Annotated in this window: 11 protein-coding genes; 8 read left to right on the forward strand and 3 right to left on the reverse strand. The window is 26.8% G+C overall.

The window, feature by feature from the left end:
• Positions 1-566: 566 nt before the first annotated feature.
• Complete coding sequence (holA, locus tag QIA41_RS02005) at positions 567-1,556, reverse strand: DNA polymerase III subunit delta (RefSeq protein WP_320292378.1); 990 nt, start codon at positions 1,554-1,556, stop codon at positions 567-569.
• A 56-nt stretch (positions 1,557-1,612) separates the two neighbouring features.
• Here holA and QIA41_RS02010 point away from each other — a divergent pair, with 56 nt between their 5' ends.
• Positions 1,613-2,761, forward strand: a complete 1,149-nt coding sequence (locus QIA41_RS02010) for a glycosyltransferase family 4 protein (protein ID WP_320292379.1) — start codon at positions 1,613-1,615, stop codon at positions 2,759-2,761.
• On the opposite strand, the gene QIA41_RS02015 is transcribed toward QIA41_RS02010, so the two are convergent.
• The gene (locus tag QIA41_RS02015) at positions 2,758-3,606 is read right to left on the reverse strand and encodes a mechanosensitive ion channel family protein (RefSeq protein ID WP_320292380.1); all 849 of its coding nucleotides are present in this window, start codon (positions 3,604-3,606) and stop codon (positions 2,758-2,760) included. The genes QIA41_RS02010 and QIA41_RS02015 overlap by 4 nt on opposite strands.
• A gap of 211 nt (positions 3,607-3,817) precedes the next feature.
• Here QIA41_RS02015 and QIA41_RS02020 point away from each other — a divergent pair, with 211 nt between their 5' ends.
• From QIA41_RS02020 to aspS, 7 genes are read left to right on the forward strand one after another with little or no spacing between them, the layout of a single operon-like run.
• Complete coding sequence (locus QIA41_RS02020; protein WP_320292381.1) at positions 3,818-4,405, forward strand: chromate transporter; 588 nt, start codon at positions 3,818-3,820, stop codon at positions 4,403-4,405.
• Between the two features lie 14 nt (positions 4,406-4,419).
• On the forward strand, positions 4,420-4,953 hold the full coding sequence (locus QIA41_RS02025; RefSeq protein ID WP_320292382.1) for a chromate transporter: 534 nt from the start codon (positions 4,420-4,422) through the stop codon (positions 4,951-4,953).
• A gap of 2 nt (positions 4,954-4,955) precedes the next feature.
• Positions 4,956-6,215, forward strand: coding sequence for an RNA polymerase factor sigma-54 (gene rpoN / locus QIA41_RS02030; RefSeq protein WP_320292383.1), 1,260 nt, complete (start codon positions 4,956-4,958; stop codon positions 6,213-6,215).
• Positions 6,205-6,498: an HPF/RaiA family ribosome-associated protein gene (locus QIA41_RS02035; RefSeq protein WP_320292384.1), complete on the forward strand. Its 294-nt coding sequence runs from the start codon at positions 6,205-6,207 to the stop codon at positions 6,496-6,498. Before rpoN ends, QIA41_RS02035 begins: the two co-directional genes overlap by 11 nt.
• 12 nt (positions 6,499-6,510) lie before the next feature.
• On the forward strand, positions 6,511-6,792 hold the full coding sequence (locus tag QIA41_RS02040; protein ID WP_320292385.1) for an HPr family phosphocarrier protein: 282 nt from the start codon (positions 6,511-6,513) through the stop codon (positions 6,790-6,792).
• Positions 6,789-8,894 carry a cation:proton antiporter domain-containing protein gene (locus tag QIA41_RS02045; protein WP_320292386.1) on the forward strand — a complete coding sequence of 702 codons (2,106 nt, stop codon included), beginning with the start codon at positions 6,789-6,791 and terminating at the stop codon, positions 8,892-8,894. The genes QIA41_RS02040 and QIA41_RS02045 overlap by 4 nt, the downstream gene beginning before the upstream one ends.
• A gap of 3 nt (positions 8,895-8,897) precedes the next feature.
• On the forward strand, positions 8,898-10,658 hold the full coding sequence (aspS, locus tag QIA41_RS02050; RefSeq protein WP_320292387.1) for an aspartate--tRNA ligase: 1,761 nt from the start codon (positions 8,898-8,900) through the stop codon (positions 10,656-10,658).
• Positions 10,659-11,014: 356 nt separating this feature from the next.
• Here aspS and fbaA read toward each other — a convergent pair whose 3' ends face one another.
• A complete protein-coding gene (gene fbaA, locus QIA41_RS02055) occupies positions 11,015-12,094 on the reverse strand; it encodes a class II fructose-bisphosphate aldolase (protein ID WP_320292388.1) in 1,080 nt (359 codons plus the stop codon).
• Between the last annotated feature and the right edge of the window lie 164 nt (positions 12,095-12,258).

A 12,258-nucleotide genomic window follows, 5' to 3' on the forward strand; every position in this document is an offset into this window, starting at 1 on the left:
AATTCAATTAAAATTTTATATAATCCACAAATTAACAATAAAATTACAAAATTTTAAATTGTAAACTGAATTATTATTTATCAATATTTTTAAAATTAAAATACCTATTTAAAATTCCGTACGATAAAACTAAAAAACATTAAAATTAATAAGCTTGTTTATAATTTGTATATCCAAAACATTTCTCAAAAACAGCTCTACTTTATAGCTTCCAAAAGGATTCTTGCTTAATCTCTAACAAGAGAAACAATTTCTGGATAATCACAATCATCTAACTTTCTAATAACTTACTTATTAAATTATCATTTTTTTATGCTCTTTTTTATAAATTTTTAATCTTTTAAGATCTTATTTTAATTTTATTTAATTTGGCAAAATTTTTGCTATCAGATCATCAACAATTGAAATATTCAAATATTTATAAAATGTCTCTAAACTGCTTTACAAATTTTTAATATAATTAAAATAATTAAGAAACTTTATTAAAACAACCCCACCAATCTAAATTTAGATCTAAAAGATAAAAACCAAAACAATACAATCCAACTTGATTTTGGCTTAATGCATTAAAAATTAAATTTTGGTTCTACAGAGCAATGCACTAAAAAATTATTATCAAGCCTCAAGATTGAAAATATTAAAAAATATGCCAAACTTTGATAAATATTTTTAGAATAAATCCTTAGGTATAAATCAAACTTATATAAAATTTTCAAAACAATTTTTATTTCTGCAATTGAATAATTTTTAACTCCTATTCTATAAATTTTATTTAATGAAAAAAAGATTTTATTTTTATTCAATGCACTCTGCAGGCTTCCACATGCATCATAATCTATTTGCACTTTTAATAATCGTTTAAATTGCCAAATAAGACTCATTAAAATATTGAGTAAATCTTCTCCCTGATCCAAAATAGACTTAACCTTTATCAAAGAATGAGTCATGTCTTTTTTTAAAATTGAATTAAATAAAGAAAAAGTGTTTTCAAAACGAATAAAACTAATCCAAGAAGTTATATCTTCTTCATCAATAGTATTATTCTTGGCGAAAAGAGCAAAAGAATCTATATAGAATTTCAAAATTTTTGTATCTGAATTTAGCATTAAAAGCATTAAGTTTATTGCGGAATCTGTGATTCTAATATTGAGGTTGAAAAAATTTCTTTTTACAAATGTAAATTTGTCATCATCGGAAATTTCATAAAAAATTTTTTTTATAAATTTAAGCTTATTCTTAAAATCAATGTTACATGAATTACTATTAGAAACAAAAACAACGGTTTTATTGCTAACCTTTAGAATTGCATTACATACTAGCTCTAAATCTTTTCCTGCTTTTAAAAGTTCCGCCTCATAAACAATAAAAATTTCTTTTTCTGAAAAAAAAGAATTGGAAAGCAGTTTCTCGGCAAATTCTGAAACTGAGAGTTCTGACAAAAAAATTTTAGTAACTGAAACTTTTGACTTAAAAGCATTCATCTTGATTAACAGCTCTTTTAAATAAGCTTCTTTTAAACCTTGTTCACTGCCCAACAACAAATAAACCACTTGCATCAAAGTAAATTATACTCCAAGTACCAAATATATTATACTTAATCTAGGAGGAGAATATGAAAGTTGCAATATTTACAGATACATATATCCCAGAAAAAAATGGAGTGGCAACATCAATAAAACAAATTAAAGAAGGATTTGAAAAAAATGGCTATGAAGTTTACATATTTTGCCCAAAATCAAAAAAATCCTTAAACGAAAAAAACGTTTATAGGTGCTCATCTATTCAAATAAGTAAAAAACTTGATGCCGTAATAGCTTTTCCTAACAAAAGGAAAATATCTAAAATAATACAAAATTATAAACCAGACATAATCCATACTCATTCTGAGTTTTCTATGGGAAAAATTGGAAAACAAATTGCGTTAAAACAAAACATACCAATAGTTCATACAAGCCACACAATGTGGGATTATTATTTACATTACTTAGGAATTCTTAAATATTTTATCAAACCCGATAAAATGATGCAAAAACATTACAGCAAAATAAAACATTTTATTTACCCATCAAGCAAAGCAAAAGAAAGATATTTTCAACTTTCAAATAATTCTAACTATAAAATAATTCCAAATGGGGTTGATAGAAATCTTTTTATAAAAAATCTAAGCAAAGAAAAAAAAGATGAAATTTTGAAAAAGCACAATATAAAGCAAACAGACAAAATAATCATATTTGTTGGAAGAATAAATAAAGAAAAAAACATAAATTTATTAGTAATACATTTAAAAGACCTTTTAATACAAAACAATAATTATAAGCTTATAATTATTGGCAAAGGAAGCGAAGAAAAGGAAATAAAAAATTTTAGTATCAAACATGGACTTGAAAAACAAATATTGCTAATAGGAACAATTGCGTGGGAAGAAATATGTTATTACTATAAAATTGCCGATATCTTTGCTAGTCTATCAAGAAGCGAAGTTTATCCAATGACAGTAATAGAAGCATTAACTGCAGGAATACCTGCTATTTTAATAAATGATTATATATATAAGGACGTAATAAAAGAGGGGATAAACGGATTCTTAATAACAAAGTATGAAAACTTATCTCATTATGTAGATAAAGTAATAAAAGATGACAAAATATTAAAAACATTTAAACAAAATGCAAAAAAATACTCTACTAAATTTTCAAGTCATTTTTTTACAAAAAAAATTGAAAATTATTACTCAGAGATTATTGCAAAAAAAAACCGTTAATGTAGCTTATCAAAGGGTATAAAACAAATTGGAAACTTAATTTTCATATCCGATAAAACACTTTTAAGAGACTCACCAATAAAATATTGAAAATCCCAAAAAGCCTCTGTATTAACAAAAAATCGAGCCTGCAAAACCATATAATAGGGGGTGTATTTTTTGACAACAAGAGTGGGAGAACAAATCTCAACATTAAATTCCTTATTATTGAAAATCATTAAATCTTCTATTTTATATTTTAATAAATTAATATCAGTATCATGGGGAACTTGAAAAGAAAACACAACTCTTCTTCTAGGATTTGCCGAAAAATTAACAACAAAATTAGATGTAAGCTTGCTGTTTGGAATTTTAATGATTTCTTCATTAAATGCTTTAAGTGTGGTAAAAAAAATTTGAACATTCTCAACCAAACCTTCAACATCACCACATTTAATATGATCTCCGCACTTAAAAAATTTAGAATTCAAGACAATAAATCCGCTAACAAAATTAGATAAAATGCCTTGAGCAGCAAGTCCAATAGCAAGTCCTAATGATCCAAATACAGCAATAATAGATGCTGTAGGCACCCCAAGATACGACAATATTATTAAAATAATAACAAAATCTGTTAATATCTTAAAAAAGGACTTTAAAAAGTTAAAAACTGTAACCTCTACCTTATTATCTAATCTAGATTTTTCCAAAGTCTTAAATAAAATTTTACCCATTTTTTTAACTACTAGCTTTAAAAAATACCATAACACTACAGCAATCGAAACTTTCAAGCCATAACTTAGAACGCTCTCAAAAATATGATTAATATAATCTTGAAATTGAAACATAAAAAATTTCTTAAACAAGCTAAACTTTCCTTTTAAGCTTCACATAAATCAATTGAATTATAGCACAAAAACCAAAAAAGCCTTTTAATAAAAAACTTTAGGTAAAAACAAACGGGACAATGTTTTAAACAATAATAACGCATGTTTTAATCGCCATTGTTCAATAACAAAATGTACATTACAATAATATTTGTGATAAAATTTAGTGTGCCGAAAGTTTTTACTAAATTTGACAAAGCAAATGCATAAAAAGAAACAAAAAAAAATATATGAAGCTCTAGGCTTATTTTTACTTGTCTTTAAAACAGCAACGCTTACAATTGGCGGAGGATTGATAATTATATCTGAGCTTAAAAAAATACTTGTTAAAAAAAGAAAAATAATATCAGAAGACGATTTTAACAAGATATTAGCAACATCAAACGTCATTCCTGGAGTTACAGCAATTAACTTTGTGTTCCTAGTAGGAAGAAAATTTGGGGGTTTCTCCTGCGCATTTTTACTCGTTGTTGCCGGAATTCTACCTTCCATAATTGCAATAATAATAGTTTTCCTTTATCTAAAATTAATTCCGGGCAACATACATGTTGAAAAATTTCTTGCAGGCGCAAAAATCTCTTCAATTATCATAATGCTAACAGTTGTTTTAAAATTTTCAAAAAAAATGTTGAATGATTCCATAATAAAGTGGATAATATGTTTTCTTGTAATTTTTGCAATTTTTAAACTAAAAATAAGAATATCATATATACTACTAATTTTCTTTTCAATATACGCATTAAAATATATAACAATAAATAAAATATTAACTAAATAGAAAAAGGAAGTCGGTTGATTTTAATAAATTTATTCATTACATTTTTAAAAATAGGATTATTAAATTTTGGGGGCGGCAATGGAATTGCAGCAATAATAAACAATGAATTAATTAATAATAAACAGTGGATAACAAAAGAAGAATTCGTCAATATGATTACAATATCAAGAATAACCCCCGGACCCATTGCCACAAACATAGCAACATATGTTGGAATGAAAACTGCCGGAATTTTGGGAGCAATAATTGCTACAATAGCATTAATAACAGCTCCAATAATAATAATGATTATAATCCTCTCAATGCTGCATAAAATCGGCTTCTTAAATTATTGTCTAGAAAATCTAAAGCCCATTATTGTTGCACTGTGGATAATTACAATAATCATTTTATTCGAAAATACATATTTAAAAATAGCAAACAACAACACAGAGCTTTTAAGAACCATGGCTATTGTGGGAATTAATTTATTTATTTTATTTTTTTATAACAAAATAAGCCCAGCATTAGTAATTATACTTAGCGGATTTTTTTATACACTAATATAAATATGATTAAACAAAAATTAAAATTATCACAAAATTTAAACTCAATTCAAATACAAACAATAAAAATACTGGGTCTTAATAAAAATGAATTAACACAGCTTATACTAGAAGAAAGTGAAAATAACGAATGCCTAGAAATAGACGCAAATAAAATATTTTTTGAAACATTGAAAACATATAAGTTTAAAAAAATCTTTTATAAAGAAGATACTATGATAAAAAATCAACACGATATAGCTCTTGAAAAAACGCAAACAAATACTTCTTTAAAAGAACACCTTTTACTGCAACTAAGAATCCAAAGAATAAATGAAGATGAACTTAAAATAGGTGAAATATTAATAAATAATCTAAATAACAAAGGTTTTCATATAATAAACCCTTACGATCTTTTTAAAAAGGAAGAAAAAGAAAAAGTAAAAAAAATAATTGAACTTATTCAAAAATTCGATCCAATTGGAATTTGTGTCCCCAATATAATAGAATCATTAATTTTACAAGCAAAACATCAAAAACTAGAAACCAATATTATTAAAATTCTAGAAAAAGCAGAACTTTTTGAAAAAACTCAAGAAAAGATAAAAGAAGAGCTTAAAATAAGAAGCAAAGAATTTAACAAAGCTTTGGAAATTATCAGACAAAAACTTAACCCAAATCCAACGCTTGAATTTAAAGATCCAAACGACATAAATTTTTACGTTGATCCAGATATATTAATAATAAACCACAATAACAAATTTGAAATTAAAATCAAAGAGGTTAACATTTTTAAAAAAGAACTTAAAAGGACCCCAGATAATCCTCAAAAACAAAAAAAAGCAAAATGGCTAATCGAATCCTTGTGCTATAGAGATGAAATACTTGCAAAAATAGGAATAGCTATATACACATTGCAAAAAGAATTTCTAAGAAGAGGTTTTAAAAGCTTAAGGCCAATGAACTTGAGCATTTTGTCAGAAAAGATTAATGTATCAAAATCAACAATATCAAGAGCAATAAAAAACAAATATTTAAAATGCGAATGGGGCACCATATTGATCAAAGAGCTCTTTAACTCTGCTGGTGGAGCAAAAACAAATGAATTTTCAAAATTAAGCATTAAAATAACAGTAAAAAAATTGTTAGAAGTAAATAAAAAGATGTCAGATGCAGCAATTTCTGCTATACTGAAATCCAAAGGAATCTCTATTTCTAGAAGAACAGTAAACAAGTATAGAAATGAATTGAAATCTGAGAAAGGAAGAAAATATTATGGAACCTGAAATTCAATCGGTTAACTATAACTTAAATGAGAGTGAAAAAAATTTCATTCTTAAAAAACTAGAAAAATTTGATACTTATATCAAAAAACACATAGAAAATTTAAAAATTACAATCAAAAAAGAACATGAGGTTTTTGAATTCGACGCACATGTTCACTTTAATTGGGGGAAAATAATACATATAAAAGAAAGTGGAAAAATACTTTTCAATCTTATTGATAGCACAATAGAAAAACTTTACAAAACAGCAACTAAAGAAAAAGAGAAAAAAAACAGCAAATAAGATAAGTAAAAAATGCAAGAAGCAGAAATTGAGATAATAAATAAAGATGGAATACATTCAAGATCAGCAAACATCATTGCTGAATTCGCAAATAAACACTCTTCCTACGATATAAAAATAATAACAAAAGATGGCAGGAAAGCTAACGCAAAGTCTATAATCGAAATTATCATATTAGGAATAATATACAAAGAAAAAGTAAAAATAACAGTCATGGGAAAAAACGAAAAACAGACAATTAACAATTTGTTAAACTTGCTAAAATATAATTTTTCAAAAGAGATTGAAAAATGAACAAAAAAAAAATTTACATAACAATATTACTGCATTTACCTAATCTTTTATTTTCATACTCAACAAAATATGACATTGAGGCAAAAATGTCATATTTTGTAATGAGTCTAGCAATCATTGTAATCTCATCTATTTCACTAGGAAATTTAGTAGCTAAAATAGGGATTCCAAAGGTAATAGGGCAAATAACAGCAGGAATAATTCTAAGTCCCAATTCCTTAGGAAAAATTCAAATACCCTTATTATTTCCATTGGGGATAACTCAAGTTGGAGAAAATTATTTAATAGATGAAAAAATATTTGCAATCTCTACCATAGCTTCAATAATATTGCTCTTCACAGCAGGACTTGAGACTGACTTAAAATTGTTTATCAAATTTTTGCCACGCGGAGGAATTATTGGAATAACGGAGGTTATTGGCACCTTCACAAGTTTTGTGCTAATGGCAAGCATAATATTCAATGTTCCCCTGATAAGTCCAACTTCGCTTTTTATTGGAATAATTGGAACCCCAACATCAGCGGGAATTGCAGCTAGCATACTCTCGGCAAAGAAAAAAATGAGCACCTCAGAAGGAGTAACAATAATTTCAACTTCAATTATTGATGATGTGCTTTCAATGCTTATGCTTACAAGTGTAATAACTATATCAAGATCTATATCAGATCTTGATATAGCAAGCTCAATAAAAACCATAATTCAGAACATAATAATTTGGTTATGCTTAACTTTTTCTTTAATATATGTATCAGAAACCCTCTCAAGACTGCTTAAAAAATTAAACAGCGTCACTTTAGCAACTGTAATTACACTCTCTCTAGCATTTACTATTGCAAGTATTTTTCAAAATCTAGGAATGTCTTTTGTTGTAGGAGCTTATGTATTTGGACTTGCTATGTCAAAAACAGACATTGTATACGTAATTCAAGACAAACTAACAATTTTTGAAAGATTTTTCATCCCAATTTTTTTTACATCAATTGGGCTTATGTCAGATATTAATGAAATACTATCAAAAGAGGTTCTTATTTTAGGAGCAGCAATTAGCGCAATTGCAATAATTACTAAAAGTACATTTTGCTTCATTCCAGCACTCTTTTTGGGATTTAATAAACTTGGAGCCTTGAAAATTGCAACCGGAATGATTCCAAGAGGAGAAGTTTCGCTTATTATGGCAAATGTAGCATTATCTTCAGGATTTATTAGTCAAAAAATATTTGGAATCATAATAATAATGGTATTTTTGCCAACAATAATTGCAACGCCCATAATAAACTTTTTATTTAAAATAAACAAAAGCGGGCTTAAAAAAGAGCTACCGATAGATCAAAATACGCAAATATGCGTATCATTTGAATATGATAATCTAGCCAAAATTCTTATATGGGACTTGAAAAATGAATTAAGAAAAGAAGGATTTTTTACACAACAAATTAAAAATGATTCTTCGCAATATATCAATGCTAGAAAAAACAATATATCCTTCTCAATAAAGCGAGAAGGTAGTAAAATCACATTCGAATGTCCAAATAATCACTTAATTATAATACAAGACTTCTTTAGAGAAACAATCTTAAACCTAGAAAAAATAACCAAAGAAGTAGAAACGGTCTCTTTAAGAGCAAAAAAATTAGATTACTCAATAAATTATGATAAAATACTTCGTAATATTAAACTAAACAAAAGAATAAAAAAGGAAAACATTATTCTAGAATTAAAAGCAAACAATAAGGCTGATGTACTTAGAGAACTTCTAAGCGTAATAAACATTGAAATCGATAAAGAAAGAATATTCCAAGACTTAATGGAAAGAGAAAAATTAATCACTACGGCACTAAAAGAAGGTTTTGCTATTCCTCATTTAAAAACAAATTTAATCTCAAAAATACATATTGCAATAGGAATAAGCCATGAGGGGATTGACTTTAATACTCTTGACAAGAATTTAAGCCATGTTTTTATATTAATATTGTGCCCAGCAAAAGATTATGTTAGTTACCCTAGAATTTTAGCATCTGTTGTAGGCAAAGTTGATCTGTATAAAAAAGAAATTTTAAATGCAAAAACAGACAAAGAAATTTATAATATAATAGTGAGCTAAATTATGTTTAAAGTTATTAAATGCAATGAATTGAATGAAAAATTAATAAATAAAAAAGTTGAAATAAATGCTTGGGTAAAAAAAATTAGACATCACGGTAAATTTACATTTCTAAATATAAGAGACAGATATGAAAAAGCTCAAGTTTTGGTAACTGAAGAACACCTTTTAAAGATCGCAGAAAAAATAAAACTTGAATATTGTATTAAAATTCAAGGATTACTGGTCAAAAGACCTCTCGACATGATAAACGCAAATATGAAAACAGGATATTTTGAAATATTGGCAAAAAACATTGAAATTATCTCAAAGTGTAATGAATTGCCATTTATGATAGAAGATAAAAATAATGCAAGTGAAAACTCAAAACTTGAATATAGATACTTAGATCTAAGAAGAGATTCATTAAAAAATAAAATCATTTTAAGATGCCAAGCCACTCATATTATTAGAAATTTTTTAGTAAAAAGAAAATTTTTAGAACTAGAAACTCCAACTTTTGTAAAATCAACGCCAGAAGGTGCAAGAGACTTTGTAATTCCATCAAGAATTCATAAAGGATCTTTTTATGCCTTACCTCAATCTCCTCAACTTTACAAACAGCTTGTAATGATCGCGGGATTTGATAAATACTTTCAAATAGCCCGTTGCTATAGAGATGAAGATTCAAGAGGAGATAGACAACCGGAGTTCACGCAGCTTGATCTTGAAATGAGCTTTATCAAAAAAGAAAACATTTTTAAATTAATAGAAAATATGCTTTTTTCAATATTTAAAAAATGCATTAATATTAAATTACCCAAAAAATTCAAAAAAATAACATATAAAAAGGCAATGAACAAATATGGGAGTGACAAACCAGATACTAGATTTGAACTTGAATTACAAGATATAAGTCGCAATCTAAAAAATTCAGAATTTAATGTATTCAAAGATACTCTAAAAAATAAAGGTTCAATTAAAATTTTAATAGTAAAAGATAAAGCTGATAAATTTTCAAGAACAAAAATAAATAATTTAGAAGAAATTGCAAAGCTTTACAAATCACAAGAGCTTTATTTTACAAAAATTGAAAACAATAAATTCTCCGGGGGAATCGCAAAATTTTTAAAAACAGAAGAACAGCAACTAATAAAAACCTATTCCCTAGAAAATAATGACATAATTTTCTTTACGGCTAATAATAAATGGGAAATTGCTTGCAAAGCAATGGGTCAAATTAGAATAAAAATTGCAAGCGATCTTAAACTAATAGATGAAAATAAATTTGAATTTCTATGGGTCTATGACTTCCCACTATTTGAATACGACGAAAATACAAAAACCTATACACCAGCTCACCACATGTTTTCGCTTCCCAAAAAGCAATATATTGCCAATTTAGAAAAAAATCCCAATAAAATCATAGGCGAAATTTATGACCTTGTTTTAAATGGTGTAGAACTTGGTTCAGGTTCAATTAGAATACACAATAAAGAACTTCAACAAAGAATTTTTAACATAATAGGATTTAAAAAAGAAAAATCAGAAGATAGATTCGGATTTTTTTTAAAAGCATTAGAATATGGAGCTCCTAATCATGGTGGCATTGCAATTGGTATTGATAGACTAATAATGCTTATGACAAAATCAACTTCAATAAAAGATGTAATACTATTTCCCAAAAATTCTTTTGCGGCAAGTCCTCTTGACAACTCTCCTTCTAAAATTTCTAATGAACAACTCAAAGAACTGGGAATCAATATTATTACTGATGAGACTTAAATTCATAGCATAGTTTATACAATGCACCTTTAAAATTATAAAAATCAATTAATCCATATTCTTTACGATTTTCCAAAGAATCGGATTCTATAGATAAATTAAATCTAAGGCTCAAGTTTAATTTTCTACAAACAACAAAAGTTATAAAATTTAATAAAATTAATCCAAAACAAAATACTTTTTAAAAGCTTAAAAACAATCTTGACTGTTTCCTTCTTAAATAAAAAGTCTCACCATAAACACAACATCTAAAAATCATTTTAAAAATAAATTAATATTAAATTTAAGTTATAAAAAAATATATAAAAAAAGCCGCTCAAAAAGCAGCTTGCAAATAAAAATTAATGAATTTTTATTTAATTTCTATTAATATTATTAAGATTTTTACATGCAATCTTCACACGGTCTTTCATGGAAACTTCAGCTTCTCTTAACCAAACTCTTGGATCATAAAATTTTTTATTTGGAATATCAATATCCTTACCATCTCCTAATTGACTTTGCAAACGACTTTCATTTTTTTTGTAATAATTTAAAACACCCTCCCAAGCAGCCCACTGCGTATCTGTGTCAATATTCATCTTTACAACCCCATAAGACAGTGCTTCATTAATCTCCTCAATTGTAGATCCAGATCCTCCATGAAAAACATAAGAAACCGGCTTAGTAATATTTACTCCTGTTTTTGATCTAACATAATCTTGACCATCCCTTAATACCTTTGGAGTAAGCTTAACATTTCCAGGTTTATATACTCCATGAACATTCCCAAAAGCTGCCGCAATCTGAAAATTTGGACTAATCTTTAAAAGCTCTGAATATCCATAATAAATATCCTCAGGAGTAGAAAATAGTTCATGCAAAGCTCTGTCTGAATTGTCAACTCCATCTTCTTCTCCACCTGTAATACCAAGCTCTATTTCTAAAAACATTTCAATTTTTGACATTCTTTCTAAGAATTTTTTAGAAATTTCAATATTTTCTTTAATAGGCTCTTCTGATAAATCCAACATATGTGAAGAAAATAATGGTTTTTTGTGCTGACTATAGTATTTTTCACCATACTCTAAAAGTCCTTCAACCCAAGGAAGCAAATTTTTAGCACAATGATCAGTATGAAGAACAACGGGAATCCCATAATGCTCTGCCATCAAATGAACATGCATAGCACCAGAAATAGCTCCAACTATTGAAACTCCTTGTGGTTTTTCAATCTTCAATCCTTTTCCACAAACAAAAGCAGAACCACTGTTGGAAAATTGTATCATAATAGGAGAATTAATTTCTTTTGCTGCCTCCAAAACCGCATTAATAGAATTTGTCCCTATACAATTAATAGAAGGAATAGCAAATCCTTCCTTTTTACATATTTCATATAAAGAGTGCAGCTCTTTTCCATAAACTACACCCGGCTTTATCTTGTCTAAAACACCCATTTATATCACCCCTTTCTATTTTATTTTTTCTTCTTTTTGTCAAATGACTATACTAAATTATACACCTAAGAAGTGAAATTGAATTTAAATCAGTAAATAATTATTGAAGCAAAACCAAACATAAAATTTATTAAAATCTATCATTTTGCATAAAAAATTTAAAA

The organism is Borreliella sinica (genome assembly GCF_033969665.2).
Classification (GTDB): Bacteria; Spirochaetota; Spirochaetia; order Borreliales; family Borreliaceae; genus Borreliella; species Borreliella sinica.